24 protein-coding genes are annotated in these 26,602 nt (G+C 73.5%); 7 read left to right on the top strand and 17 right to left on the bottom strand.

The features are described 5' to 3' along the window. Nucleotides 1-277: 277 nt before the first annotated feature. Complete coding sequence (locus tag AB0L74_RS11740; protein WP_365649061.1) at nucleotides 278-2,281, top strand: glycosyl hydrolase; 2,004 nt, start codon at nucleotides 278-280, stop codon at nucleotides 2,279-2,281. Between the two features lie 94 nt (nucleotides 2,282-2,375). On the opposite strand, the gene AB0L74_RS11735 is transcribed toward AB0L74_RS11740, so the two are convergent. Further along, nucleotides 2,376-4,850 (bottom strand): alpha-L-arabinofuranosidase C-terminal domain-containing protein, encoded by a 2,475-nt coding sequence (locus AB0L74_RS11735; RefSeq protein WP_365649058.1) that lies wholly within the window; start codon nucleotides 4,848-4,850, stop codon nucleotides 2,376-2,378. Between the two features lie 158 nt (nucleotides 4,851-5,008). Here AB0L74_RS11735 and AB0L74_RS11730 point away from each other — a divergent pair, with 158 nt between their 5' ends. Next, entirely contained in the window at nucleotides 5,009-5,479 is a 471-nt protein-coding gene (locus tag AB0L74_RS11730) for a DUF6314 family protein (RefSeq protein WP_365649055.1), read from the top strand. On the opposite strand, the gene AB0L74_RS11725 is transcribed toward AB0L74_RS11730, so the two are convergent. Both AB0L74_RS11725 and AB0L74_RS11720 read right to left on the bottom strand, forming a co-directional pair. Next, entirely contained in the window at nucleotides 5,457-5,894 is a 438-nt protein-coding gene (locus AB0L74_RS11725) for a GNAT family N-acetyltransferase (protein WP_365649052.1), read from the bottom strand. The genes AB0L74_RS11730 and AB0L74_RS11725 overlap by 23 nt on opposite strands. Nucleotides 5,895-5,911: 17 nt before the next feature. Further along, complete coding sequence (locus tag AB0L74_RS11720; RefSeq protein WP_365649050.1) at nucleotides 5,912-7,378, bottom strand: PLP-dependent aminotransferase family protein; 1,467 nt, start codon at nucleotides 7,376-7,378, stop codon at nucleotides 5,912-5,914. Between AB0L74_RS11720 and AB0L74_RS11715 the strand changes: the two genes are divergently transcribed. Continuing rightward, nucleotides 7,377-8,294, top strand: coding sequence for a DMT family transporter (locus tag AB0L74_RS11715; RefSeq protein ID WP_365649047.1), 918 nt, complete (start codon nucleotides 7,377-7,379; stop codon nucleotides 8,292-8,294). The genes AB0L74_RS11720 and AB0L74_RS11715 overlap by 2 nt on opposite strands. Nucleotides 8,295-8,387: 93 nt before the next feature. Further along, on the top strand, nucleotides 8,388-8,588 hold the full coding sequence (locus AB0L74_RS11710; RefSeq protein ID WP_365649044.1) for a DUF1918 domain-containing protein: 201 nt from the start codon (nucleotides 8,388-8,390) through the stop codon (nucleotides 8,586-8,588). Between the two features lie 10 nt (nucleotides 8,589-8,598). Here AB0L74_RS11710 and AB0L74_RS11705 read toward each other — a convergent pair whose 3' ends face one another. Continuing rightward, nucleotides 8,599-9,825 carry a family 10 glycosylhydrolase gene (locus tag AB0L74_RS11705; protein WP_365649041.1) on the bottom strand — a complete coding sequence of 409 codons (1,227 nt, stop codon included), beginning with the start codon at nucleotides 9,823-9,825 and terminating at the stop codon, nucleotides 8,599-8,601. A 172-nt stretch (nucleotides 9,826-9,997) separates the two neighbouring features. Between AB0L74_RS11705 and AB0L74_RS11700 the strand changes: the two genes are divergently transcribed. Both AB0L74_RS11700 and AB0L74_RS11695 read left to right on the top strand, forming a co-directional pair. Beyond that, nucleotides 9,998-10,870: a 3-hydroxybutyryl-CoA dehydrogenase gene (locus tag AB0L74_RS11700; RefSeq protein WP_365649038.1), complete on the top strand. Its 873-nt coding sequence runs from the start codon at nucleotides 9,998-10,000 to the stop codon at nucleotides 10,868-10,870. 219 nt (nucleotides 10,871-11,089) lie between these two features. Then, nucleotides 11,090-11,347: a hypothetical protein gene (locus tag AB0L74_RS11695; protein ID WP_365649035.1), complete on the top strand. Its 258-nt coding sequence runs from the start codon at nucleotides 11,090-11,092 to the stop codon at nucleotides 11,345-11,347. A 52-nt stretch (nucleotides 11,348-11,399) separates the two neighbouring features. Here AB0L74_RS11695 and AB0L74_RS11690 read toward each other — a convergent pair whose 3' ends face one another. From AB0L74_RS11690 to infC, 10 genes are all read right to left on the bottom strand, one after another. Beyond that, complete coding sequence (locus AB0L74_RS11690) at nucleotides 11,400-11,945, bottom strand: NUDIX domain-containing protein (RefSeq protein ID WP_365649032.1); 546 nt, start codon at nucleotides 11,943-11,945, stop codon at nucleotides 11,400-11,402. 125 nt (nucleotides 11,946-12,070) lie between these two features. After that, on the bottom strand, nucleotides 12,071-13,411 hold the full coding sequence (locus AB0L74_RS11685; RefSeq protein WP_365649029.1) for a transcriptional regulator: 1,341 nt from the start codon (nucleotides 13,409-13,411) through the stop codon (nucleotides 12,071-12,073). Nucleotides 13,412-13,672: 261 nt separating this feature from the next. Beyond that, entirely contained in the window at nucleotides 13,673-14,722 is a 1,050-nt protein-coding gene (locus tag AB0L74_RS11680; RefSeq protein ID WP_365649027.1) for a PP2C family protein-serine/threonine phosphatase, read from the bottom strand. Between the two features lie 355 nt (nucleotides 14,723-15,077). Further along, nucleotides 15,078-17,591, bottom strand: coding sequence for a phenylalanine--tRNA ligase subunit beta (pheT, locus tag AB0L74_RS11675; protein WP_365649024.1), 2,514 nt, complete (start codon nucleotides 17,589-17,591; stop codon nucleotides 15,078-15,080). Next, complete coding sequence (gene pheS / locus AB0L74_RS11670; RefSeq protein WP_365649021.1) at nucleotides 17,591-18,712, bottom strand: phenylalanine--tRNA ligase subunit alpha; 1,122 nt, start codon at nucleotides 18,710-18,712, stop codon at nucleotides 17,591-17,593. The genes pheT and pheS overlap by 1 nt, the downstream gene beginning before the upstream one ends. A 138-nt stretch (nucleotides 18,713-18,850) precedes the next feature. After that, nucleotides 18,851-19,999: an ATP-binding protein gene (locus AB0L74_RS11665; protein WP_365649018.1), complete on the bottom strand. Its 1,149-nt coding sequence runs from the start codon at nucleotides 19,997-19,999 to the stop codon at nucleotides 18,851-18,853. A gap of 50 nt (nucleotides 20,000-20,049) precedes the next feature. Further along, nucleotides 20,050-20,910: an RNA methyltransferase gene (locus tag AB0L74_RS11660; protein WP_365649015.1), complete on the bottom strand. Its 861-nt coding sequence runs from the start codon at nucleotides 20,908-20,910 to the stop codon at nucleotides 20,050-20,052. Nucleotides 20,911-21,012: 102 nt separating this feature from the next. Continuing rightward, a complete protein-coding gene (gene rplT, locus AB0L74_RS11655) occupies nucleotides 21,013-21,396 on the bottom strand; it encodes a 50S ribosomal protein L20 (RefSeq protein ID WP_003977226.1) in 384 nt (127 codons plus the stop codon). 109 nt (nucleotides 21,397-21,505) lie between these two features. Next, nucleotides 21,506-21,700: a 50S ribosomal protein L35 gene (rpmI, locus tag AB0L74_RS11650; protein ID WP_003977225.1), complete on the bottom strand. Its 195-nt coding sequence runs from the start codon at nucleotides 21,698-21,700 to the stop codon at nucleotides 21,506-21,508. Nucleotides 21,701-21,814: 114 nt separating this feature from the next. After that, nucleotides 21,815-22,468: a translation initiation factor IF-3 gene (gene infC / locus AB0L74_RS11645; RefSeq protein WP_164397799.1), complete on the bottom strand. Its 654-nt coding sequence runs from the start codon at nucleotides 22,466-22,468 to the stop codon at nucleotides 21,815-21,817. Nucleotides 22,469-22,854: 386 nt separating this feature from the next. Here infC and AB0L74_RS11640 point away from each other — a divergent pair, with 386 nt between their 5' ends. Next, nucleotides 22,855-23,211, top strand: a complete 357-nt coding sequence (locus tag AB0L74_RS11640; protein WP_365649011.1) for a DUF1844 domain-containing protein — start codon at nucleotides 22,855-22,857, stop codon at nucleotides 23,209-23,211. Nucleotides 23,212-23,221: 10 nt separating this feature from the next. On the opposite strand, the gene AB0L74_RS11635 is transcribed toward AB0L74_RS11640, so the two are convergent. From AB0L74_RS11635 to AB0L74_RS11625, 3 genes are all read right to left on the bottom strand, one after another. Then, entirely contained in the window at nucleotides 23,222-23,953 is a 732-nt protein-coding gene (locus tag AB0L74_RS11635) for an SseB family protein (RefSeq protein ID WP_365649008.1), read from the bottom strand. A 125-nt stretch (nucleotides 23,954-24,078) separates the two neighbouring features. Beyond that, the gene (gene mycP, locus AB0L74_RS11630) at nucleotides 24,079-25,254 is read right to left on the bottom strand and encodes a type VII secretion-associated serine protease mycosin (protein WP_365649005.1); all 1,176 of its coding nucleotides are present in this window, start codon (nucleotides 25,252-25,254) and stop codon (nucleotides 24,079-24,081) included. Then, nucleotides 25,251-26,141, bottom strand: a complete 891-nt coding sequence (locus AB0L74_RS11625; RefSeq protein ID WP_365649527.1) for a hypothetical protein — start codon at nucleotides 26,139-26,141, stop codon at nucleotides 25,251-25,253. Before AB0L74_RS11625 ends, mycP begins: the two co-directional genes overlap by 4 nt. Nucleotides 26,142-26,602 lie beyond the last annotated feature (461 nt).

Here is a 26,602-nt window from a genome sequence, read left to right as displayed (position 1 = left end):
GCTGCACGTTTATGCAATAGCCGTCGGACCGGCGGGCTCCCCGCACGAGGGAGGCACTCCGCGGCAATCCGCTAAACCGGTTGCTTAACTGCCGCACCGGCATAGACAACGTTGTCGGCATCCGGCACAGTCGGCACCACGACCGCACAGGCCACAGGATCGGGCGCGCCCGGGAGATCGACCAGCGGATCGTCGGCGCGTGGCCCGCGTTCCGGCCCCCGGCCCGCGGCGAGCCCCCCCCTCATCGTGAGAGCCGGCCACGTCCAAGGAGGCAGCCATGCACAACCCTGTCGTGAACCGCCGTTCCTTCGTCCTCCTCGGTGCCACGGCCGCCATGGCGGCGGGCCCCGGGATACCCATGGCCTCGGCGGCGGCCCCCACCGCCGCGCCGGCGCCCGTCCGGATCGTGGACGACAAGGCGACGAATGCCACGCGCGCGCTGTTCGCGTACCTGATGCGGCAGCAGGGCAACGGCATCCTCTTCGGCCACCAGCACGCCCTGTCCTACGGCGTCACCTTCACCACACAGGACGGCGAGAAGTCCGACACCAAGGCGGCGGTGGGCGACCACCCCGCGCTGTTCGGCTGGGACACCCTGATCCTCGACGGTGACGAGCGCCCCGGCGCCAAGGACGCGACCGAGGCCGAGAACATCGCCGCGCTCACCCGGTGCATCCGGCAGGCGGACGCCCGCGGCGGGATCAACACGCTCAGCGCGCACATGCCGAACTTCGTCACCGGCGAGAACTTCTACGACACAACGGGCCGTGTCGTCGGCCAGATCCTCCCCGGAGGCGCCAAGCACGCGCGGTTCAACGCCTTCCTCGACCGCGTCGCGAAGGCGGTCAAGGGCGCACGGCGGCCGGACGGCACCCTGATCCCGGTCATCTTCCGGCCCTTCCACGAGAACAACGGCGGCTGGTTCTGGTGGGGCGCCGGCCACACCACCTCGGCGGAGTACATCGAGATCTTCCGCTACACGGTCGAGTACCTGCGGGACACCAAGGGCGTCCGCAACCTGCTCTACGCGTACTCGCCCAACTCCGGCTTCGGCGGCGACCCGGCGGGATACCTCAAGACCTACCCGGGCGACGGTTACGTCGACGTCCTCGGCTACGACGCCTACGACAACTCCGCCGGATCGGACGCCTGGCTGGAGAGCCTGGTGAAGGACCTGGCGATGGTGGTCCGCCTGGCCGAGGAGAAGGGAAAGGTCCCGGCCTACACCGAGTTCGGCGAGAGCGGGGAAGAGGGCCGCGATCCGCGATGGTTCACCAAGCTGCTGGGCGCCATCGAGGCGGACCCGCTGGCCCGCCGGGTGACCTACATGCAGACCTGGGCCAACTTCGGGAGCGGCAACCGCTCCTACGTGCCGACCCCGGGCCACGCCCTGCACGCGGACTTCGTCCGGTACGCCCAGGACCCCTACACCGTGTTCGCCGGCGACCTGCGAGGCGTGTACGACGCGCGCACCACCGCCGTCCGGAACGCCCCGTTCGCGCACCTGGTGACCCCCACCGACCGGCAGCGCCTGACGAGCCCCGAGAACACCGTCCGGGTGCGGGTCACGCACGCGGCGGCGAGCCGGGTCACCTACTCGGTGAACGGCGGACGCGCCCGGCGGCTCCGCCTCGACGCCGACGGCTTCTACTCCGGTGCCTGGTCGATCGACCCGGCCTGGCTGGACAACCGGTCGGTGACCCTTTCGGTGGACGCCCGGGTGGGCGGCGAGACCCTCACCGACTCCGCCCTGGTCCTCCTCGGCGAGGTCGCCCCCCTGCCCGCCGGATGGATCGACGACTTCGAGGGGTACGCCGGGGACGACGCCACCCTCAGCGAGGCCTACAGCCACGTCAACGCCAACACCACCACCCTGTCGGCCGACCACAAGGCCTCGGGCTCCTACGGGCTGGCCTACGCGTACGACTTCGGCAGCGCCGGGTACACCGGCATCGGCAAGACGGTCGGCGCGGACTGGACCGCCTTCTCGTCGCTGGTGCTCTGGCTGCGGGGCGACGGTTCGGCGAACGGCGCGACGCTCCAGATCGTGTCCCGGGGCGCCTACTTCGAGTACGGGATCCCGCTGTCCGACACCGGCGGACGGGAGATCCGGGCGCCGTTCAGCGCGTTCAAGCCCGCCCCCTGGGACACCGCGCACGCCGGGGAGGTGCTCGACGCGGCCCACCTCGCCGAGGTGGCGACGTTCAACCTGTACCTCGGCCACGGCAGCGGTGCCCCGGCCAGGGGCGTCGTGTACGTGGACGACATCAGGGCCGAATGACCGCCGCCGTCCACGGCGCGTGGGTGAGCGGCCCCGGCCGGACGGCCCCCCGGGCCCGGTCGCGTCACCGCGCCGGGCCCGGGGGGCCGTCGGCTCAGCGCCGCGGGATCCGAAGGAAGGTGACCGAGTTCGCCGGGAAGGTGTACGCGAACCGGTCCGCCACCCCCGTGAAGGTCGAGGTCACCGGGGTGACCGGCGTGTCCGTCTCGGTGTTGACCGCGTCCTGGTCGGCGGCCAGCGTGGTGACGCGGGCGCGGGAGGCGACCTTGGCGCCGCCCAGCTCGATCGCCGTACGGGCCGCGGTGTCCTGGGCGTTGACCACCTTGACGATCAGCTCACCGGTCTGCGCGTCCCGGGTGACGACCTGGCGGAAGGGCTCGGCCGGCTTGTCGTCGGTGAAGCTGCCCCACTCCTGGCCGTCGAGGTAGAGGGTGACCTGGCGGCCCCGCACCTTGATGTCGATGTCGTAGGCGCGGCCCGTCTCGATCGACCCGGCCTTGGAGATCAGCGTCGACTTGCCGCCGTCCGAGGCCTGCTCGACGGCGGACTGGGTGTTGTTCCAGCCGCCCAGGTTCCACCAGTAGTAGTTGCCGGTGTCCTTGACCCCGAAGGCGACGAGGAAGCCCTCCTTGCCGGACTTCTTGGTGGCCTTCACATGCAGGTCGTAGTCCTTCCAGGCGGGGTCGCCGGCGGTGACGAGGGTGTTCTCGGCGGCGGCGTCCGCCTGGACGTACTGTCCGTCCTGGACGCTCCAGCTTCCGCCGCCGGCCTGCTTCCACTGCGCGGCGCCACCGGAGAAGTCGTCGCTCAGCAGCGTCGAGCCGTCCGCCGAGGTGACCTTCACGTCGTCGTACGCGGCGCTGGTCGCCCACGTCGACAGGCCCACCGCGCCGGTGATCGGACCGCTGACGCCGGGCGTGCCGGTCGCCTTCGAGGGCACCACCCGGTCGCCGGCGTTGTTCATGAACAGCTTCTGGACCTCGTAGCTGGCCGAGCCCCAGGAGGCGCGGTTGTTGAACCAGATCATGTCCGGCCGCCACTGGACGTAGTCCTCGTTGGCGAGCAGCGGGGCGTAGGAGGCGAGCTTGACGACGTCCGCGTTGCGCTCCAGGCCGGTCATGAACGCGGCTTCCGCGAGGGCGTTCTTCCAGGCGTTGCCCTGGGAGGCGTACTCACCGAGGAAGACCTTGGGGCCGTTCCTGTCGTAGGAGTCGTAGCGGTCGTTGTTCTGGAGGAACCACTGGGGGCTGTTGTAGTAGTGCTCGTCGACCATGTCGACCTTGCCCTCGCGGTTGAGCTTCCAGGCGGTCTCGAAGACCGTGCCGGAGTCGTCCGGACCCGAGTTGGAGACGACGGTGATGTCCGGGTACTTCGCCTCGATGGCGGCCCGGAACTTCTGGAAGCGGGCGAAGAACTCGTGCGGGAGGTTCTCCTCGTTGCCGACGCCGATGTGGGTGAGGCGGAAGGGCCTGGGGTGGCCCATCTGGGCGCGGACCTTGCCCCAGGTCGAGGTCGCCGGGCCGTTGGCGAACTCGATGAGGTCGAGAGCGTCCTGGATGTGCCGCTTGAGCAGCGCCTCGTCGTCGGTGGCCCGGTTCTGGCCGCAGCCGGTCACCAGCGCGGGCACGACGGGCAGCGGCATCGCGCCGATGTCCTCGGCGAAGCGGAAGTACTCGTAGTAGCCGAGGCCGTAGCTCTGGTTGTAGCCCCAGAAGTTGGCGTTGGTGGCGCGCTGTTCGACGGGGCCGATGGTGTCCTTCCACTGGTAGGCGCGCTTGCGCTGCCAGCCGGACGCTTCGCTGTAGTCCTCCATGGAGCCGGTGTTGACCAGGCATCCCCCGGGGAAGCGGAGGAAGCCCGGGCGCAGCGCCTCGATCTTCTCGGCGAGGTCCTTGCGCAGGCCGTTGGGCTGGTTCTTGTAGGTGTCGCGCGGGAAGAGCGACACCATGTCGAGGGCCGCCGCGCTCGTGGCGGCGACGGCGAGGCGGCCGCGGTTGCTGGTGCGGGTGGCGGTGAAGGTGGCCTTGTACTGGGCCCAGCCGCCCCGCACGGCCACCTGCCGGGCGGTGGCGAGCGTGCCCGCGGTGTCCTTCAGGGTGACGGTGAGGGTGGTGCCGCCCTCGGCGCGGGCCCACACCGAGAAGTCGTACCTCTTGCCCCGCTCGACGCGGATGCCGGTGTTGTAGCCCGCGTTGGTGACCGAGGAGCCGGCGCCGAGGGAGAGGTAGGTGCGGTTGCGCTCGTTGAGGCGGCCGGCGTCGTTCACGGCCTCGGCCGTGCCGGTGACGGTCCAGGACGTCAGCGGGGTGTAGGAGGCGTTGTCGGCGGTGGAGTACTCGAAGGACCGGTTCTGCACGAGCTCGGCGTACAGGCCCCCGTCGGCGGCCCGGTTGATGTCCTCGAAGAAGACGCCGTACATGGTGTCGTCGATCGCCGCGCCCCGGGCGGCGGGGTCGACGGTGATCGTGTAGTCGGTGACGTCCTCGGCGTGCGCGGGGGCGGGCAGCACGGCTGTCGCCGTCAGGAGGGCGGTGGCGCTGAGACCGAGTCTCCAGCGGGTGCGTGACATGAATACTCCGCGGCTCTAGAGGTGGAGGAGCTGTTCGATATATCAAACACTGGTCAGCACTTCGAACGGCAAGATAAGTAGGGGGCGCAGAGGCGTCAATGGGTCGCGCGCGGCGGATGTGCGCGCGGGCGCGGACGGAACCGAGAGAGCGGAGCGGGATGGGCGAGTTCTGGCCGGTGCCGGATGTCCTGGCGTACCTCGCGGGGCGGTGGCACGCCACGCGGTCGGTGCGGGATCTCCCGAGCGGCGACGAGGGCCGCTTCGAGGGCGTCACCGTGTTCTCCCCGCTGCCGGAGGGCGGTCTGCTCAGCCGGGAGAGCGGCACCTTCACCTGGCGGGGCGTGGCCCGCCCCGCCGAGCGAACGCTGCGCTTCCTGCCGGGGGACGCGCCGGGCACGGCCGACGTGCGCTTCGCGGACGGCCGCCCCTTCCACGGCCTGGACCTGGCCACCGGGCACCATGTCGCGGAGCACCCGTGCGCGGCCGACCTCTATCGCGGGGAGTTCACCGTCCGGGACGCGGACCGCTGGCGGACGGTGTGGCGGGTGGGCGGCCCGGCCAAGGACCTGCTGCTCACCACGGAGTACGAACGGGCCGGCGCGCCCGTCACTCGAACACCAGGGCCATGAACTGGTCCGGCCGTTCCAGCGCGGCGAAACCGGCCTTCGCGTAGACCCCGTGCGCGTCGCGCGTGGCGAGCAGGACGCGCCGCACCCCGCAGGGCCGCAGACGCTCCCGCACGGCCACCGCCAGCGCCGTCCCCACCCCCTTGCCGCGCACCGAGGGGTCGACGTACACATCGCACAGCCAGGCGAAGGTGGCCCCGTCCGTCACCACCCGGGCGTACGCCACCTGCTCCCCGGACACCGCCTCGTACACCCCGAAGTTGAGCGAGGCTTCGATCGCCCGGTCCTGCCGGTGCCGGGCGCGGCCGAGCGCCCAGTACGCGTCGGTGGACAGCCACCGGTGCACGCGCCCGGCGTCGATGCGGGCGGGGTCGGTGGATATCTCGTAGCCCTCGGGCAGCCCCGGCGTCTCGGTCATGGCCGGATCCTCGCGGCTCAGACGCCCGGTGTCGAGCGGTTTCCCGGCCCGGGGAACACCTCGTCGCGGGCCGAGCGCAGCCGGCGCACCCCCTCCGCGATCTCGCCGGTGCCGGCCACCGCCGCGAAGCTCAGCCGGAGGTGGCCGGCCGGGGGTTCGGCGCTGAAGTAGGGGCGGCCCGGAGTGATCGCCACGCCCGCGCGCAGGGCCGCCGCCGTCAGGGCGGGCTCATGGAGCCCTTCGGGCAGGCGCAGCCACAGGTGGTAACCGCCGGACGGGATGTGCGGCAGGGCGAGTTCGGGCAGCCGCGTCCGGAGCGCGGACGTCATCGCGTCCCGGCGGGTCCGCAGTTCCGCGGAGACGGCGCGCAGATGGCGCGGCCAGGCCGGTGAGCCGACCAGTTCGAGCGCCGCCTCCTGCAAGGGCCGGGGCACGAAGAAGGTGTCGACGACCTGGATGGCGCGCAGCCGCTCCAGCACCGGGCCGCGCGCGGCCAGGGCGCTCACCCGGAAGCTGGGCGAGGTCGCCTTGGTCAGCGAGCAGACGTGGACGACGACGCCGTCCGCGTCGTCGGCGGCGAGCGGACGCGGCAGCGGCCCGGCGTCCTCGTGCACGAGCCGCCGCACGAAGTCGTCCTCGACGACGAAGCCGCCGGCCTCGCGCGCGATGCGCAGCACCTCGCCGCGCCGCCGCGGGGCGAGCACCGCGCCGGTGGGGTTCTGGAACAGCGGCTGGCAGACGAAGACGCGGGCGCCGCTGGCCCGGAAGGCGTCGGCGAGGAGCTCCGGTTTCACGCCGTCCGCGTCGACGGGGACCGGCACGGGGCGCAGTCCGGCGGCGCGCGCGATGGCCAGCATCCCGGGGTAGGTGGGCGACTCGACCAGGACGGGGGCGCCGGGCGGGGCCAGCGCGCGCAGCGCGGTGGTCAGCGCGGACTGGCCGCCGGAGGTGATCAGCACCTCGGCGGCGGTGACGGCCCCGCCGATGCTCCGCGCGAACCACTCCCGCAGCTCCGGCAGCCCCTCCATGGGCGGCCGGCCCCAGGCGCCCGGCCGCCGCCCCGCCCGGGACAGGGCCGCGGCCATCGCCCGCTCCGGTTGCAGGCAGGGGTGCAGATAGCCGCCGTTGAACTCGATGACGCCGGGCGGCGGGGCGGCCAGCGAGACCAGGACCCCGGAGGCGTCCACGGAGCGCGGGACGAGATCGGCGGTGGGGCCGGCGCTGAGGGCGACCTCCTGCCAGGCGGTGTCCCCGGCGGGCGCGGCCCGCTCGTGCGGCCGCGCGCGGAACGCCCCGGCGCCGGGGCGGGTGGTCACCAGTCCTTCGGCGGCGAGCTGGGCCAGGGCCCGGGAGACGGTCACCGGGCTGACCCGGAAGCGTTCGACGAGGGCCCGGCTGGACGGCAGCTTCTCTCCCGGTGAGTAGCGGTTGAGCTCTCTTCGGAGCCGTTCCGCCAGTTCACCGACGCTGCTACGCTCTTGCATGAGAGCACAGAGTAGCGCTACTGCGACACCGGCGATAGCAGTCACCACGGAACCGGACCGTGCCGGGTCCGGTGTCCTCCAGGCCGCCCTGGGCGTCACCGCCTTCTCCCTCACCTTCCCCGCCACCGCCTGGGGCCTCGAAGGCTTCGGGCCCTGGTCCCTGGTCGCCGTGCGGAGCGTGCTCGCGGCGCTGATCGCCGGCGGCTGCCTGCTCATCCTGCGCGTCCCGCTGCCCGACCGGCGCCACTGGGCGGGCCTCGCGGTGGTCGGCGCGGGCGTGGTCCTCGGCTTCCCGCTGCTGACCACGCTCGCCCTGGAGACGTCGACCACCGCGCACGCCGCCGTCGTCGTCGGCCTGCTGCCGCTGACCACCGCCCTGCTGTCCGCCCTGCGCGTCGGCACCCGCCCCTCGCGCACCTTCTGGATCGCGGCGCTGGCCGGCGCGGCCGCGGTCGTCGCCTTCACCGTGCAGCAGAGCGGCGGCACGCTGACCACCGCCGACGCCTACCTCTTCGCGGCGCTGCTGGTGTGCGCGGCCGGCTACACCGAGGGCGGGCGGCTGGCCCGGATCATGCCGGGCTGGCAGGTCATCGGCTGGGCCCTGGTGCTGTGCCTGCCGCTGGCGGTCCCGGTGACCGCGGTGGCGCTGGTGTACGAGCCCGTCCGGCTGACCGCGCACAGCGTCACCGGGGTGCTGTGGCTGGCGGCGGGCTCGCAGTTCCTCGGCCTGGTCGTCTGGTACCGGGGCATGGCCGCCGTCGGCATCCCCAAGGCCAGCCAGTTGCAGCTCGCCCAGCCGCTGCTCACACTGGTGTGGTCGGTGCTGCTCCTGGGCGAGCACCTGACGGTGGCCGCCCCGCTGACGGCCGCGGCGGTGCTGGTGTGCATCGCCGTCACGCAGCGGGCGCGAGGCTGAGCGGCGCGTGCGCGCAGGTCCCCGCCCGGCCCCTGCGCCGTAGACTCAAGGCCACGGACCGCTGCTCCCGCACATGGTGAGGAGGCCCCGCAGATGCGTGCAACCGTGGGCGACCGGCTTGTCCAGCACGGCAGGGTGGTCGGTCAGCACGACAAGGTCGCCGAGATCGTCGAAGTGATGGGCCAGGAGGGCAACCCTCCGTACCGCGTCCGCTTCGAGGACGGGCACGAGGCCGTCTGCTCCCCCGGCCCCGATTCCGAAATCCGCCACAAGGAGATGCACACCCAGCAGTAGATCGCGGAGATCAGCGCGGGGGGTTCGCCGGCTGCCCGTAGTGGTCGGCGACCACCCGCGCCATCGCCCCGACGCGGTCCGCCGCCACGTCCTTGGCGGCGAAGAAGACGTGCCCGCGCACCTGCGCGTACTCCCCGGCCAGCGTCAGGTGGCGGGACAGCTCGGCCGCGTCCTGCCAGGCGGCGGGCTGCGCCGGGTCGCCGGCCTTGTACAGCGCCTCCCCCACGTACAGCTGGGTGGGGCTGCCCTGCGCCACCCCGGCCCACCACGCCACCAGCTTCGCGTAGTCGGCGGCGGGCAGGCCGATGTTCCAGTACAGCTGCGGTACGACGTAGTCGATCCAGCCCTCGCGCACCCAGGTGCGGGTGTCGGCGTACAGGTCGTCGTAGGTCTGCACGCCCGCCTGCGTGTCCGAGCCGCGCGCGTCGGTGGCCGCGTTCCGCCACACCCCGAACGGGCTGATGCCGAACCGGGCCGCGGGCCGGACCGCCTTCACCCGGGCCGCCGTCTCCCGCACCAGCCGGTCGATGTTGTCCCGCCGCCAGTCGGCCCGGCTGGCGAATGCGCCGCCGTGGGCGGCGTAGGCGGCGGCGTCGTCGAAGGTCTGGCCCGCCACCGGATACGGGTAGAAGTAGTCGTCGAAGTGGACGGCGTCCACATCGTACTTCTCCACCGCGTCCAGCATCGCGTCCTGCACGAAGGCGCGGACCTCGGGCAGCCCGGGGTTGTAGTAGAGCTTGCCGCCGTACGGCACCACCCACTCCGGGTGCGCGCGGGCCGGATGGCCCGCCACCAGCCGCGCCGGGTCGGCGTGGTTGGCGATCCGGTACGGGTTGAACCAGGCGTGCAGCTCCAGCCCGCGCGCGTGCGCCTCGGCCACCGCCGTACCCAGCGGGTCCCAGCCGGGGTCCTTGCCCTGGGTGCCGGTGAGATACTGCGACCACGGCTCGTACGGCGACGGCCACAGCGCGTCGGCGGTCGGCCGCACCTGGAAGACCACCGTGTTGAGGCGGCACCGCACCGCCGTGTCCAGGTGGGCGATCAGCTCGGCGCGCTGCGCGGCGGCGCTCAGCCCCGCCTTGGACGGCCAGTCGCGGTTGGCCACGGTCGCCAGCCACATGCCCCGCATCTCGGTGATCGCCCGGCGCCGCCGCCCGGGCACCGCCGCCGCGGAGGGCGCCATCGTGAGGGCCGACAGCGCGGCCACCGCGAACGCCCGGCGTGACACTCGGCTCATGGGAAGACCCCCAGAACGCTGCGGATCCGCACGGTCACGGATCGTCTCCGCGCCCCAGGATGCCCGACCCGGGCGATCGATCGGCGGCACTTCGGGGGTAACGTGCACGATCGGAGCAGGCGCCGGGGACCCCGGGAACCTGCCACAGCCGTAGATCAGCGAAAGGGACGATGTGACCGGCATCTCGGGAGATATCGCACGCGTCGGCGTGGTCGGCTGCGGTCAGATGGGAGCGGGCATCGCCGAGGTGTGCGCCCGCGCCGGCCTGGACGTGAAGGTGGCCGAGACCACCGGCGAGGCCCTGGAGATCGGCCGCACCCGGGTGTTCAACTCCCTGGCCAAGGCCGCCGAGCGCGGCAAGATCACCGAGGAGGAGCGGGACGCGACGCAGGCGCGCCTGGGCTTCACCACCGACCTCGGCGAGTTCGCCGACCGTGATCTGGTCATCGAGGCCGTGGTCGAGAACGAGCAGGTCAAGGCCGAGATCTTCCAGGTGCTCGACCAGATCGTGGTCCGTCCGGACGCCATCCTGGCCTCCAACACCTCCTCGATCCCGCTGGTGAAGCTGGCCGTCGCCACCTCCCGGCCGGATCACGTCATCGGCATCCACTTCTTCAACCCGGCCCCGGTGCAGAAGCTGGTCGAGCTGATCCCGGCCCTCACCACCTCGGAGGGCACGCTCAGCCGGGCGCAGCTGTTCGCCGAGAAGGTGCTCGGCAAGCACGCCATCCGCGCCCAGGACCGCTCCGGTTTCGTGGTGAACGCGCTGCTGATCCCCTACCTGCTCTCCGCGATCCGGATGTTCGAGTCGGGGATCGCCAGCCGCGAGGACATCGACAACGGCATGGAGCTGGGCTGCGCCCACCCGATGGGCCCGCTGAAGCTGGCCGACCTGATCGGCCTGGACACGGTCGCCTCGGTCGCCCACAGCATGTACGAGGAGTACAAGGAGCCGCTGTACGCCGCTCCCCCGCTGCTCCAGCGGATGGTCGACGCGGGGCGGCTGGGCCGGAAGTCCGGCTCCGGCTTCTACACCTACGGCTGACGGCCATCCGGCCGATTACACACGGTCAATTTTCGGCCAGTCACGGGCCCGGCACCGGAAGAAAGGTGCCGGGCCCGCGGCATTCACACACCGTGTGCGCGCCGGGCCCGCACACGCCCTTCACACACGCTCCCCAGGCGCTCACCAGGGCGCTTGACTCACTCTGCACCCGCAAGGGATGTGATTCCCCCTCCCGACCACTACGGAAAGGAACGGATCGTGACCGTCGATCCCGAGCATCGGGTCGTTCACGGCGAACTCGCAGAGTTACGACGCCGCCTCGATGTGGCGTACGCCCGCGTCGAAGGCGGACTGGCCCTGCTCCGTCACCGCACCGAGGAGACCGCCAAGGAGCTGGACGAGCTGAACACCAGGGTCACCGGCCTGGAGCACGCCCGCTGGCCGCTGCCCGCGATCACGGCCCTCACGGCCGTGGGCGCGCTCGTCGTGGCACTCTGGCGGGCGTTCGGCCGCTAGCCCGAGGACGCCCGTCCGGGACCGGCCCGGGCGGCCCGGACGCCGGGGGGGATCAGGGCGTGACGTCCTGCCCGAGCCTGAGGTGGTGCAGCAGGAGCAGCGCGGCCGCCATGTTGGCGGCCGGGACCTCCCCGCGGGCGACCAGGTCGGGGACGAGCTTCAGGGGGACCCACTCCCTGCGGTCCGACTCGAAGTCGTCCACGGGGTGCCCGACGTACTCGGCCTCGTCGGCCCAGTAGACGTGGTGCCGGGCGTCGGTGAGCCCGTTGGACGGCTCCACACTCATCAGGTGCCGCAGGGGTCCCGGCCGCCAGCCGGTCTCCTCCTCCAGCTCCCTGGCCGCCGCGGCGGCGACGTCCTCGCCGTCCTCGACGACACCCGCCGCGAGCTCCCACCCCCAGCTGTCGGTGATGAAGCGGTGCCGCCACAGCAGCAGCACCTCGTTGGCCTCGTTCACCACCGTGGCCACGGCGACGGGCCGCAGCCGCACCACGAAGTGGTCGAGGTGCCGGCCGTCCGGCAGTTCCACGTCCGCCAGATTGACGCTGAACCAGCGGTTTGAGTACACAGTCTGTTCGTTCAGTTTCGTCCACTGCACGGTTCTGCCACCTTCCGCCGAGTAGATGGCAATATCGCAGCCCGAGCGGTTCGGTAGCAGGCGCACGGCGGCCGCTCGTGGCGCAGCGGCGGGCGCAGAGTCCGTGTCGTGGCGGCCCACGGGGGTCACAGAGGCACGCGCAGTGCTCCGTCGATGAGCTCGGCCGCCTCGGCGGTGCCGGCGCAGCCGCTGCGCGCGAGATGCTCGCGCACCGCCCGCAGCCGGTCGCGCAGCCGCTGCGACTCCATGCCGCGGGCCTGCTCGGCCATCTCCACCGCGGTCGCCACGGCCCGGTCGGCGTTGCCCTGCCGCAGCTCGATCGTGCTGAGCATGGCGAGCCGGTGCACCCGGCCCCGGTCGTGGGCGGGGTTGTCCACGGCCGCCGCGGCGTGCTCCCGCGCGGCCGCGAGCTCGCCCAGGCTGAGCAGTGCCTCCGCCACCTGGACGTTGACCAGGCCGGGCTGCACATAGCCCGTCTCGTCGGGCTCGTATCCGCGCCGGATGCGCTCGGCGGCCCGCTCGGCCCGCCGGATGCAGGACAGCGCGCCGGAGCCGTCGCCGAGGTGGGCGTACGCCTTGGCCTGCATCGCGTACAGGTCCGAGGCGAGCGCGGGGGTGATGTGCTTCCCGGCGGCCCGCAGGGCGGCCTCGGCGAAGGCGACGGCCTGCCGGTAGTCCTTCGTGTACAGCGCCTGGTTGACCAGCAGGGCGATGACGTAGGCGCCCAGCCCCCGGTCGCCGCTGGCCTTCGCCAGGCGCAGCGCCTGGTGGAAGTAGCGCTGGGCGAGGCCGTGCGCGTCGGAGTCGTAGGCGCAGATGCCCGCGATGGCCACCAGCCCGCCGGTGGCCCGGTGCAGCTGACGGCCCGTGGCGTCGGTGTAGCCGCCGCGCAGCAGCGGGGCGGCCTCGGCGTTGAGGAAGCCGACGACACGGGCGCGCGTCGCCATGCCGCCGGCCTTGCGGTACATCTGCTCGTAGTGGGTGCGGGCGGAGCGCAGCATCTCGATGTCGGCCGGGGTCACCCGGTGCCGCCCGCCGCGGGAGACGTCGGTGTCCTCGGGCGGGTTCTCCCACTCCCACACCGGCATCACGGCGGGCGTGCCGGTGACCGCGGGCGCGCCCAGCAGGTGTGGGCGCCGCTGCTGGTCGGAGCGCCAGAGCGCGGTGGCGCGTTCGACGAAGCCGGACAGCGAGCCGGTGTGCGGGGCGGTCGGTTCGCCGGGCACGCCGAGGCCGATGTCGTCGAGGGTGACGGGGCGGTGCAGCCGGGCGGCGAGCACCTCGCAGATGAGGTCGGGCACCTGGCCGCGCGGCCGCTGCCCCTTCAGCCAGCGGGCCACGGCGGTGTGTTCGTATCTGAGGGCGAGGCCGCGTCCGCGTCCGGCCTGGTTCACGTGTGCGGCGAGTCCCGCGTGCGAGATCCCGGCCTCGTCCAGGATCGCGTCGAGGAGAGTGTTGGGCTGCATGGGTGCCCCCCGGGTGGCTGGTGCGGCCAGCGTAGTGGGTCCGTCCTCACACGGGGTGTGAACCGAGTGCGCCAATCCGCGCGGTGCACGCGGTGTCGCGGAGCGTGGCGGGCCGGTTGACTGGTCTTCTCGCAAGAGGCCGGCCGGGCCGTCGGTCCCCCTCCCTGCGCGGCGGCCCGGGGACGCCGTCCGCCCGGCCCCCCCTGCCCGGCCCTCCGGCGGGGTGGACGGCGGCGCCGGCCTCGCCCTCCGGCCGGTGTGCTACCGCAGCTGGTTGGTCGGCTGCGGACACGGCGCGGTGTGGCCCGCCCGGGCGGCCGCGTCGCAGGGGCCGCCGTCCCGTGGCGCCGACGGGGCGCGGTCGTTGCGGAGCATCAGCAGGGCGACGTCGTCGGAGGGGGCGCCGTCCGCGTGGCGCAGGAGCGCGGTGAGGACCGTCCCGAGCAGGGCCCGAGGCGCGACGGGCGCTTCGCGTACGGCGTGCGCCAGCACGTCGGGGAGCGAGAAGAAGCGCCCTTCGGCGTCGCGCGCGTCCTCCGCGCCGTCCGTGTGCAGGAAGAGGGCCTCGCCCGGCAGCAGCTGTCCGCAGGGCACGACGGGCAGCTCGGCCGGGAGGGGGAACATCCCGAGCGGCGGCAGGGGGGCCGCGCGGGCGAGCGGCTCGACGCGGGTCCCGGCCACGTGGTGCGGCCAGGGGTGCCCGCAGTTCAGGGCGCGGATCTCGCCGTCCGGGCGGATCTCCAGCAGCAGGAGGGTGACGAACTCCTCGGCGACCGGGTTGGCCGGGAGCGGCGGGCCGGGATGCTCGGCCCGGGCCCGGTCGCCGAGGTGCCGGGCGAGGGCGCGGTCCAGCCGGCGCAGCACGCGCTCCAGGTCCGGTTCGTCGTACGCGGCCTCGCGGAAGCTGCCGAGCACGGCGGCGACCGTCCCGAGGGCGGCGATCCCGTGTCCGCGGACATCGCCCATCACCACGCGCACGCCGTGTTCGGTGGGGACGGCCTCGTACAGGTCTCCGCCGATCGCGGCGCCGGGTTCGGCGGAGAGCTGGGCGGCCGCGACGCTCAGCCCGTCGATGCGCTCGGGCAGCGGGCGCAGCAGCACCCCCTGGGCGGCGCCCGCGATCCGGCGGGCCTGGCGCAGCTCGCGCAGCAGCGTCCGCCGGACGTGGAGGAGGAGGCCGGTGCCGACGGCGCAGAGCACGGCACTGCTGACGAGCCGGGCACCGAGCGCTTCCTGGTGGGCGAGCGGGCAGGTCAGCCGGTAGGTGACCGCCACGGTGCCCCAGGCCACGGGGAGGCCGAGGCCGCGCATCCGGCGCAGTGGTGGCCGTCCGGCCTGGCGCGCCGCCCGCTGGAGCGCCCTTCTGACGGCCCGGCGCAGCTCCCCGGGACCCGTCCTGGGGGCGGGCGCCGAGTGGTTCGTCCGGGACCGCCCTGTCCTGCGGGGGACCCCAGCCCTGATGCGGATCATGCCGATGGCCCCCCAAGTAGGCCCTGACAGCACAGACGGACCGGCCTCGAAAGGCCGGTCCGATTCTGTCGACGATATGGCCCGAAAGGGCCGGATCACCCGGTTATCTCACTCGATCGAGTGAGAGGAGCGTCACGCTCCCGAGGGGTGTGGGGGGCGCTGCGGCCGTGCCGTGGCGCCCCCGGTGCCGTGCTGTCTAGCCGCGCAGTACGGCTCCGGTGCGCTCGCCCGCCAGGGCGACCGCGGCGTCCCGGGCCGCCGACGCCTCGTCGACGGTCAGCGTCCGGTCCGCGGCGCGGAACCGCAGCGCGTAGGCCAGGGACTTGCGTCCCTCGCCGAGCTGGTCGGCGTTCTCGTAGACGTCGAACAGCCGGATGGACTCCAGCAGGTCTCCGGCGCCCTCGCGCAGCGCCGCCTCCACGTCCGCCGCCGGGACGAAGGCGTCGACGACCAGGGCGACGTCCTGCGTGGCGACCGGGAAGGTGGAGATGCCCGGCGCCTGCGGCAGGGCCTGGCCGGACCGCTCGACGGCGTCCAGGTCCAGCTCCATCGCGCAGGTGCGGCCGGGCAGGCCCAGCGCCTTGAGGACGCGCGGGTGCAGCTCACCGGCGTGGCCGACGACCCGCTCGGTGCCGTCGACGGCGACCGCGAGCTCGGCGCAGCGCCCGGGGTGCCACGGCCCGTACTGGCCCTTGCGGACGATCAGCTCGGCGCCGGCCTCGCGGGCGACGGTCCGGGCGGCCTCGACCGCGTCGGCCCAGTCGGCCGGGCGGCCCTTGCCCCACCAGCCGGCCTGCTCTCGGGCGCCGGCGAGGACGACGGCGACATGGCGCGGCTGGTCCGGCAGCGCGGCGTTCAGCCCGGCGAGCTCCTCGTCGGTCGGGCGCCGGTCGACGGGCAGCCGGACGGCGGTGCGCTGTTCCTCGCGCGGGAGGAAGACCAGGCCGGTCTCGAACAGGGCGAGGTCGTGGCTGCCCCGGCCGTCGTTGCGGCGCAGTGCGCCGAGCAGGCCCGGCAGCAGCGAGGTGCGCAGGGCGGGCTCCTCGTCGCTGAGCGGGTTGACCAGCTTGACGACGCGCCGGAGCGGATCGTCGGCGGCCAGGCCGAGCTGGTCGAAGACCTGCTCGCTGACGAAGGGGTAGGTCGGCGCCTCGACGTATCCCGCCCCGGCCAGGGCGCGGCCGACGCGGCGGTGCAGCCGCTGGCGGCGGGTCAGCCCGCGGCCGGCCGGCGGCTTGGGCAGCGTGGAGGGCAGGTTCTCGTAGCCCTCCAGGCGGATGACCTCTTCGGCCAGGTCGTTCGGGTCGGTCAGGTCGGGCCGCCAGGACGGGACGGTGACGATCAGCTCGTCCTGCCCGTACACGTCGCAGCCGATCTCCTGGAGCCGCCGTACGACGGTCTCGCGACCGTAGGCGACGCCCGCGACCTTGTCCGGGTGGTCGGCCGGGATGGTGATGGTGCGCGGCGCGGACGGGGCGATGACCTCGGTGACACCGGCCTCGGCGGTGCCGCCCGCGAGGAGGACCAGCAGATCGACGGTGCGCTGGGCGGCAGCGGCGGCGGCCTGCGGGTCGACGCCGCGCTCGAAGCGGCGGGACGCCTCGGAGGACAGCTTGTGGCGGCGGGCGGTGCGGGCGATGGAGACCGCGTCGAAGTGCGCCGCCTCGATGACCACGTCCGTCGTCGCGTTCTCGAGATCGTCGTGGTCGGCGATCTCGGTGTTGGCGCCGCCCATGACGCCGGCGAGCCCGATCGGGCCGCGCTCGTCGGTGATGACCAGGTCCTCGGCGTCGAGGGTGCGGGTGACGCCGTCGAGGGTGGTGATCTTCTCGCCCGGCTCGGCGCGGCGCACGCCGATCGCGCCCTGGACCAGGTTGCGGTCGTAGGCGTGCAGCGGCTGGCCCAGCTCCGTCATCACGTAGTTCGTGACGTCGACGGCGAGCGAGATCGGGCGCATGCCGACCTTCTGCAGGCGGCGCTGGAGCCAGATCGGGGAGCGCGCCTCGGGGCTGAGGCCGGTCACCGTGCGGGCGGTGAAGCGGTCGCAGCCCATCGGGTCGGAGATCCGCACCGGGTGGCCGTAGGCGTTCGGGGCGGGGACGTCGAGCAGGGCCGGGTCGCGCAGCGGCAGGCCGTAGGCGATGGCGGCCTCGCGGGCGACGCCGCGGATCGACAGGCAGTAGCCGCGGTCGGGCGTGACGGCGATGTCGAGGACCTCGTCGACCAGTTCCAGCAGCTCGATGGCGTCCCGGCCGACCTCGGTCTCGGGCGGCAGCACGATGATGCCCTTGGTGCCGTCGTCGCCCATGCCGAGCTCGTCGCTGGAGCAGATCATGCCGTGCGAGACCTTGCCGTAGGTCTTGCGCGCGGCGATCTCGAAGCCGCCGGGCAGCACCGCGCCCGGCAGGACGACGACGACCTTGTCGCCGACGGAGAAGTTGCGGGCGCCGCAGACGATCTCCTGCGGCTCGCCGGTGCCGTTGGCCTGGCCGACGTCGACGGTGCAGAAGCGGATCGGCTTCTTGAAGCCCTCCAGCTCCTCGATGGTGAGCACCTGGCCGACGACCAGGGGGCCCTTGAGGTCGGCGCCGAGCTGCTCGACGGTCTCGACCTCCAGACCGGCCGAAATGAGCTTGGCCTGTACGTCACGGCCGGTCTCGGTGGCCGGCAGGTCGACGTACTCCCGCAGCCAAGAAAGCGGGACCCGCATCAGATCTCCATCCCGAACGGCCGGGTGAAGCGCACGTCACCCTCGACCATGTCTCGCATGTCCTCGACGTTGTGGCGGAACATCAGCATCCGCTCGATGCCGAACCCGAAGGCGAAGCCGCTGTACTTCTCCGGGTCGACGCCGCAGGCGGTGAGCACCCGCGGGTTGACCATGCCGCAGCCGCCGAGCTCGATCCAGCCCTCGCTGGAGCAGGTGCGGCAGGGCCGGTCCGGGTTGCCGACGGACTCGCCCTTGCAGACGTAGCAGAGCATGTCCATCTCGGCGCTCGGCTCGGTGAAGGGGAAGAAGTTCGGCCGCAGCCGCGTCTTCATGCCCTCGCCGAACAGGGACTGGACCATGTGGTCCAGGGTGCCCTTGAGGTCGGCCATGGTCAGGCCCTCGTCGACGGCGAGCAGCTCGACCTGGTGGAAGACCGGGGTGTGGGTGGCGTCCAGCTCGTCGGTGCGGTACACGCGGCCGGGGCAGATCACGTAGACCGGCAGTTCGCGGTCGAGCAGGGAGCGGATCTGCACGGGCGAGGTGTGGGTGCGCAGCACGACACCGGACTCGGTGCCGCCGTCCGGGCCCTGCACGAAGAACGTGTCGGCCTCGCCGCGGGCCGGGTGGTCCGGACCGATGTTCAGCGCGTCGAAGTTGAACCACTCGGCCTCGGCCTGCGGGCCCTCGGCGACCTCGTAGCCCATGGCCACGAAGATGTCCTCGATGCGCTCCGACAGCGTGGTCAGCGGGTGGCGGGCGCCGGCCGGGATCCGGTCGTAGGGCAGCGTGACGTCCACGGCCTCCTCGACCAGCACCCGGGCGTCCCGCTCGGCCTCCAGTTCCTCCTGGCGGGCGGCGAGGGCCTTGTTCACGGCACCGCGGGCCATGCCGACGCGCTTGCCGGCCTCGGCCTTGGCGTGCGGGGGCAGGGCGCCGATCTCGCGGTTGGCGAGGGCCAGCGGGGAGGCGGGGCCGGTGTGGGCGACCTTCGCCTCGTGGAGCGCGTCGAGGGAGTCCGCGGCGGCGAAGGCGGCGAGCGCCTCGTCCCGCATGCGCTCGATCTCTTCCGGTTTCAACGCCTCGACCTCGACAGGGTCGTACGACTTATTGGGTGCCGACATCTCTTCCCGTGCTTCCGATTGGCTGGCTGAAGGTCCCCGTCACCGACTCGTGGACTGCTCGTCCCGGTTCTCGGGACACAAAGGTGCCAAAGGCCGAGTCTAACGGGGTGGCGGTATGCGGATGCGCCCGTGGGGGGCTCAGACCAGGTAGGCCGGGGCCGCCACGGGCAGCGTGAAGCGGAACTCGGCGCCGCCGCCGGGGGCGCGGCCGACGGTGATGGTGCCGCCGTGGGCCTCCACGATGCCCTTGACGATGTAGAGCCCGAGGCCCGTGCCGCCGCGCTTGCTGCCCCGCCAGAAGCGGGTGAAGACGCGGTTCATGGACTCCTCCGGGATGCCGGGCCCCTCGTCGCTCACCGTGACCGACGTACCGGCGTCCTCTCCCTCCCGGGGGGACGCGGCGGGTGTGACGTCGATGGTGACGGTTCCCTCGCCGTGCCGCACGGCGTTTTCGATCAGGTTGCTAAGCACCTGGTCGATCTTGTCGGGGTCGGCCCACAGACCGGGCAGCGGCTGCTGGACGCGGAGCAGGAAGCGGCCGGCGGGCTGGCCGGCGGCGACGTACGCCTGGATGTGGCGGCCGACGGCGGCGCCGATGTCGACGGGCTGGCGGCGCAGCTCCAGCCGCCCGGAGTCGATGCGGGAGATGTCGAGCAGTTCGGCGATGAGTCGGGTGACCCGGTCGGCGTCGGCGTCGACGGTCTCCAGCATCAGCCGCTTCTGGTCGTCGGTGAACCTCGCCCACTTCGCCAGCAGCGTGGCCGTGAAGCCCTTGACGGAGGTGAGCGGCGAGCGCAGTTCGTGGGCGACGGTGGCGATCAGCTCGGCGTGGCTGCGCTCGGTGCGGCGGCGGGCCTCGGTGTCGCGCAGGGTGACGACGACGCGGCGGACGGGGCCGGTGGGCCGGACGCGGACGTACCGGGCGGAGACCAGCACCTCGCGCCCGCCGGGCAGCAGCAGGTTGCGCTCGGGCTGGCGGACCCGGATGGCGAGCCCACCGTAGGGGTCGGTGAGCTGCCACCAGCGCCGGCCCTCCAGGTCCTCCAGCGGCAGGGCCCGCTCCAGCGGCTGTCCGAGCGCGTCGGCGGCGCGCCGGGCGGTGACGCGCTCGGCGGCGGCGTTGAAGCAGACCACCCGGCCGTGCTCGTCGGCGACGACGAGGCCGTCGGGCAGGTCGTCGGGGTCGATGCCGAGGCCGGCGAGGTCGGCGCGTTCACCGGGCGGCCGGGACGCGGGCGCTCGCCGCGCCTCCCGTGATCCCGGTGCGCTGCTCGTGCCGACGCTCATCCCCGTACCCCACCTCTCCGCCGTGCAGGGGCCCCGAGGTGGTCACCCTACTAGCTCTTGGTGACGGAGCGGCACCCTCCGGCGGCGCGCTGTGCACGCGCGGAGGCGTACAGGCACACGGCGGCGGCGGTGGCGAGGTTCAGGCTCTCGGCCGTGCCGTGGATGGGCACGCGGACGACGGCGTCGGCCAGGGCGCGGGTCTCCTCCGGCAGCCCCCACGCCTCGTTGCCGAACACCCAGGCGGTGGGTCCGCCCATGGTGCCCCGGTCCAGTTCGGCGTCGAGGTCGCGCTCGCCCGCCCCGTCGGCGGCCAGCACCCGGACGCCGGTGTCCTTCAGCCCGGCCACGGCCCGCTCGACGGGGACGCCGACGGCGACGGGCAGGTGGAACAGGGAGCCGACCGAGGCGCGCACGGCCTTGGGGTTGTACAGGTCGACGGAGGCGTCGGTGAGGACGACGGCCTCGGCTCCGGCGGCGTCGGCGCAGCGCAGCACGGTGCCGGCGTTGCCGGGGTCGCGGACGTGGGCGAGGACGGCGACGAGCTGGGGGCGGGCGGCGAGGATGTCGTCGAAGGGGGTGTCCAGGAACCGGCAGACGCCGACGAGTCCCTGCGGGGTGACGGTGGTGGAGATGTCGGCGATGACCTGCTCGGCGGCGAGGTGGACGCGGGCGCCGGCGTCGCGGGCGGCGCCGATGATGTCGGCGTAGCGGTCGGCGGCCTCGGTGGTGGCGAACAGTTCGACGAGCGGGGACGTGCCGCCGGCCCGGTGGGTGGCCGCCTCCCGCACGGCCTGGGGCCCCTCGGCGAGGAAGAGCCGTTCCTTGCCCCGGAAGTTCCGCTTGGCCAGCCGCCGCGCGGCCAGCACGCGCGGAGAGCGGGGGGAGATCAGCTCGGGGGAGGCGGGGGGCATGCGGTTCACCTTGGAGTTCAGCGGTTCACGGACACGGCAGGACCCGCAGGCCGGGCCGGCCTGCGGGTCCCTTTCGTCACGTCGGCTCGGGCCGGCGCGGCGTCACGCAGCCTTCGGCGCGTTGACGTCGCTCGGCAGCGCCTTCTGGGCGACCTCGACGAGCGCGGCGAACGCGTTCGGGTCGTTGACGGCCAGCTCGGCGAGGATCTTGCGGTCGACCTCGACGTTGGCGGCCTTCAGGCCCTGGATGAAGCGGTTGTACGTGATGCCGTTGGCGCGGGCAGCGGCGTTGATGCGCTGGATCCACAGCTGACGGAAGTCGCCCTTGCGCTTCTTGCGGTCGTTGTAGTTGTAGACCAGCGAGTGGGTGACCTGCTCCTTGGCCTTGCGGTACAGGCGCGAACGCTGACCGCGGTAGCCGGAGGCCTGCTCGAGGATCGCCCGGCGCTTCTTGTGGGCGTTGACTGCCCGCTTGACGCGTGCCACTTGTTAACTCCTTGTAGCGGGGCCGCGGTGGTGCTCACGCGGCCCGGAAACGATTGGGTCCCGGTCCTGACGTACGGCGGGCGCGGATCGGACGATCAGCGCCGACGCGTCACTTGCCGAGAAGCTTCTTGATCTTCGCGGCGTCGCCCGGGGCCATCTCGGCGTTGCCGGTGAGGCGACGCGTCACACGGGACGACTTGTGCTCGAGCAGGTGGCGCTTGCCGGCGCGCTCACGGAGCACCTTGCCGGAGCCGGTGATCTTGAAGCGCTTACTGGCACCGCTGTGCGACTTGTTCTTCGGCATAGCGCCGTTCTCTCCTCGTCGGTGGCGCTCCGGTGCCCGGTCGCGAGAACCGGGCACCACGATGGAGCGTCGCTGTTGTTTCGGTTACGTCCTGGGGGCTCGCGCCCCCGGGGGTCACGCCTCGGCGGAAGCGTCGGCCGGAGCCTCGGCGTTGGCGGCGCCGGGGTCCGCGGCGTTCATCGAACGGCCGGGGTTGGCCTTCGCTTCCGCCTTGCGGGCCTCCTGCGCCTGGCGAGCCTCGGCCATCGCCTCGGTCTTCTTCTTGTGCGGACCGAGGACCATGATCATGTTGCGGCCGTCCTGCTTCGGGTTCGACTCGACGAAACCGAGGTCCTGGACATCTTCCGCGAGGCGCTGGAGCAGCCGGTAGCCCAGCTCGGGCCGGGACTGCTCGCGACCACGGAACATGATCGTGATCTTGACCTTGTCGCCCTGCTTGAGGAACCGGACGACGTGACCCTTCTTGGTGTCGTAGTCGTGCGGGTCGATCTTCGGCCGGAGCTTCATCTCCTTGATGACCGTGTGCGCCTGGTTCTTGCGCGCCTCACGGGCCTTCATGGCCGACTCGTACTTGAACTTCCCGTAGTCCATGAGCTTGCACACGGGCGGACGGGCGTTCGCCGCGACCTCGACGAGGTCGAGGTCGTACTCCTGCGCAAGCTCCAGGGCCTTGGCAAGCGGGACAATCCCGACCTGCTCGCCGCTGGGACCGACAAGTCGCACCTCGGGAACGCGAATCCGGTCGTTGATGCGGGGCTCGGCGCTGATGGATCCTCCTCGGTAGCACCACGCGACGGTCTGGCGGACAGCCGCGTAACGTCTGTGTTCGTTAGACCTAACCGCGCCGAGACAGCAAAAATGCCCCGGACGATCACAACGGGGCTCCTCGAACTACCGGAGCACCGCCGCGTGACCGCGGGGCGCGCTTTCGGGCCGGTCGCCGCCGGAGCGGGACCGCCTGACCGGTGACCCGCCGTCCCGGGGACGGCCAGGTGGGAGTTCGGAAGCCTCCACTTGTGGGCCGGGCACGTGCCGTGGCATACGTGTCCGGCCGGTCGTTACACAAGGTTAGCAGTTCGCCGGGGATGCCGCGAACCGTCGTGCACCGGCCTCCCGCGGGCGGCGGGCGTCCCGGCTGCGCCTATCGTGTGGGCATGAGTGAGACCCCTCCTGAGACGCCCGACTTCGACGCCATGACCCGCGACATCGCCGAGGTCCCGGCGGTCGAGGTGATCGTGACGGTCGCCGTGAACCTGATGAGCGCCGCCGCGGTGAAGCTCGGTCTGACCGAGGAGGGTGACGAGCACAAGGACCTGGACGAGGCCCGCAAGCTGGTGCACGCGCTGGCCGGTCTGCTGGACGCGAGCGCGACCGAGATCAGCTCCTTCCACGCGGCGCCGCTGCGCGACGGCCTGAAGTCGCTCCAGCTGGCGTTCCGCGAGGCGTCGCTGGTCCCGGACGACCCGGGCCAGGGCCCCGGGGAGAAGTACACCGGCCCCGTCTACGGCTGACGCGCCCGGTTCACCGACGTACGTACAAGGGCTCGCCCGGCGGCGTCGCCCCGGCCGGCAGCAGTGCCAGGTCGAGGCCGCGCACCAGGCGGGCCCTGAGCGTTTCGTCGGCGGCCAGGCGCTCGGCGACCGCGCGGGCGGCCTCGGCGGGCGGCGCGGCCGGGTCGAGGACGAGGGCGAGGGTGCCGTCGGCCTGCCCCGGCCCGAGGTGGGCGCGGAGCACGGCGGGCTCGGCGGCCACGGCGCTCCGTACGGCCTCCACGACGGCCGGGTCGGCCAGCGGGTCGGTCGTCGTACGCCCCTCCGCCAGCGCCAGCAGCGCGGGCCCGGTCAGTTCGAACGGCACCGGTCCGGCCAGGTCCAGCACGACCGTGTCCGCCTTCTCGTGCGCGGCGGCCTGGAGGGCCTGGTGCAGCGGGACGGCCACGGGGCGGGCCGCCGGGTCCCAGCGGGCGAGGCTGTCGGTGGAGGTGAAGGCGGGCAGGGCGGTGCGGCCGGCGGCCTTCAGGGTCGGTACGGCCATCTCGCTGGTCTTCTCGCGGCGCAGCCCGTTCTCGTCCTGCTCAACCTCGCCGAGCACGGCCACCACGGGGACGAGCAGCCGGGCGCCCTTGAGGGCCGAAAGGACCGGGCCGACGGCGGTGCGGTCCTCGGCCCAGGCGGCGAGCGCCGCGCTCAGCCGGGGATCGGCGGAGCCGTCGTCGTCGGAGAAGCCGGAGTCGGGGATGTTCTTGTTCGCCACGGTTCCCGACCCTATCGGGGGGTCGCGGCGGGGATCGGGCGGGCCCGTCCCGGTGGCCGGGCGGGGTCTGTCTTCGGGAGCGGGTCGCTGTCCGGCCCGAACCCGGTGGCGGGCCCCGGTTCCCGTCAGAGGCCGCCGTGGCGGGTGCGGCGCCCGCGCCACAGGACGACCGCCGCCACCAGCAGCACGCCCCCGGCACCGCCCGCGAGCGGCGCGGCCCAGGCCGTGGTGGCGTCGCCGGAGCGGGCGGTGTCCGGGCCGGGACCGAAGTACTCCTCGCCGTACGCCGCGGGCCGCAGGCCCTCGGGTTTCAGGCGCCCGGCCGCCTCGATGGCGGCGGCCGGATCGACGAAGCCGAAGCCGCGGGAGTCGTCGCGCCCGTCGGCGGGGGCGTCGCCGGCCGTGTCCTCCAGGAGCCGCTTGACCTGGGCGGGGGTGAGGCCGGGGTGGGCCGCCTTGAGCAGGGCGGCGGCGCCGGACACGAACGCGGCGGCGGCGCTGGTGCCCCAGCCCTCGTAGTACCGGTGGTCGGGGTCGGCGATGACGATGTCGACGCCGGGGGCGCTGACCGTGGCGTACCAGCGGCGGGTGGAGAAGGAGGCGCGGGTGCCGTAGCGGTCGACGGCGGTCGCGGCGATGACGCCGGGGTAGGCGGCCGGATAGGAGACGCGGTCGCCCTTCTCGCCGCCATTGCCGGCGGAGGCGACGACGACGACGCCCTTCTTCAGGGCGTACTGGATCGCCTCGTCCTCGGCGGCCTCGGGGTGGGCGGAGGCGGAGTCGTCGCCCAGGGAGAGGTTGATGACGTCGGCGCCGTGGTCGGCGGCCCAGCGGATGCCCTCGGCGAGGGCGTTGCCGCGGGTCTTGCGGGCCTTGGCGCGGGAGGGGTCGCTGTCCTCCAGGATGACCCGGACGGGCAGGATCTTCGCCTCGGGGGCGACGCCCATGACGCCGTCGGCGCCGCCGGGCCCGTGGCCGTGACCGGCGATGATCCCGGCCATCGCGGTGCCGTGGCGGGCCCAGGCGCGGTCGCCCTCGCGCGCGCCGAAGCCGACCATGTCCTTGCCGGTGAGGACGTTGCCGGCGAGGTCGGGGTGGTCGGCCTCGACGCCGGTGTCGAGGACGGCGACGGTGACGCCCGCGCCCTTGGTGGTGCGCCAGATCTCCTGCGTGTGCAGGGCCTCCAGGGCCCACTGCTTGGCGCGTATGCCGTCGGCGTGGGCGGTGGCGGGCGGGAGGAGGGCGAGGGTCGCGGCGAGGAGGACGCCGAGGGTTCCGGCGCGGCGGGCGGTGGCTGTCACGAGGGCTGCTCCGTGGCGGAGGCGGCGTTCTTGCGCAGGCTCCGTTCGATGCGGTCGGCGAGGCCGCGGGCCTCGTGGCCGAGGCCGGCCTGGGCGGGGGCGGTGGTGGCGCCGGACGCCATGGCCTCCGCGGCGGGCCGCGGGTCGTCGACGGCGCGCCCGTCGGCCCAGCCGGAGACGGCGTAGACGACGACGGGGGCGTCGGTGAGGACCGAGACGGTCCACGACGCCCGCTGGGAGGGGCCGAAGCCGGCGGCCACGGTGCCCTTCGCGGCGTACGGCAGGGGCATCAGGTCGCCGCGGCGTTCCAGGCCCTCCTTCTCGAAGCGGCGGGCCAGCGACGTCATGGCGGCGGCGTCGGCCTTGGTGAAGAGCAGACCCACGGTGGTGACGTGGCTCTGGGTGGCGTCGGTGTAGGTGGCGCGCAGCAGACGGGCGCAGCCGGCCGGGTCGAGGACCTTGCGGAGCAGCGGGTCGAAGGCGCCGGCGCAGCCGGTGTCGGGGGCGACGGCGATCCGCGTCCAGGTGCGGTCGGCGCCGCCGGGGCCCGCGCCCCGGCCCTGGACGGTCGGCGGGAAGAGCCGGTCGACCGGCACGCTGTGCCACAGGTCCCCGGCCGCGGCGAACGCGCCCCGGGCGCCGCCCCGCGCCGGGTCCCCGGCGAGCCAGCTGCCGGCGACGGCCCCGCTGACGAGGCCCGCGCCGAGCACGAGGCAGACGGTGGCGGCGAGGATCCGGGACCGGCCGCGGCCGCCGAAGCGGCGTGGCCGGTCCGGCTCGCCGTATCCGCCGTCGTGCCGCTCCGGTTCCGCGAAGGGGGCGAAGGGACCGGCGCCGGGTCCGGGGACGGGCGTGCTCCAGGGCGGGACCGGGCCGGGGGCCGGCACCGCGTGGCCGGGGAGCGGCCGGCCGGGGGCGGGGTGTGCGGCACCGGCGGATATGGGCGGTGTGGGCCCGTCGCCCGGGCGGCCGCGGCGGCCCCCGGCGCCCTCGGGCGCGCCCGCGCCGCCGGTGGCGGCCGCGGACGGGGCCGATGCCGGTGCCCCGGCGGGGACCGGGCGCAGGCGGGTGGTGGTCTCGGACACCGTCTCGGCGGGGACGACGGTGCGGCGCGCGGGGTCCGGCTGGGCGGTCGTCTCGGACGCCGTCCGCGCGGGAGCGCCCGCGCCGCGCATCGAGCCCAGTTGGACGGTCGTCTCGGACCGCGCCTGGACGGGAGCGCCCGCGCCGGGCATCGGACCCGGATGGGCAGGCGTCTCGGACGCCGTCCGCGCGGGAGCGCCCGCGCCGCGCATCGAGCCCAGTTGGACGGTCGTCTCGGACCGCGCCTGGACGGGAGCGCCCGCGC

This window comes from Streptomyces sp. NPDC052020, assembly GCF_040680575.1.
GTDB lineage: Bacteria > Actinomycetota > Actinomycetes > Streptomycetales > Streptomycetaceae > Streptomyces.
This window is presented reverse-complemented; position numbering and strand designations above follow the sequence as displayed.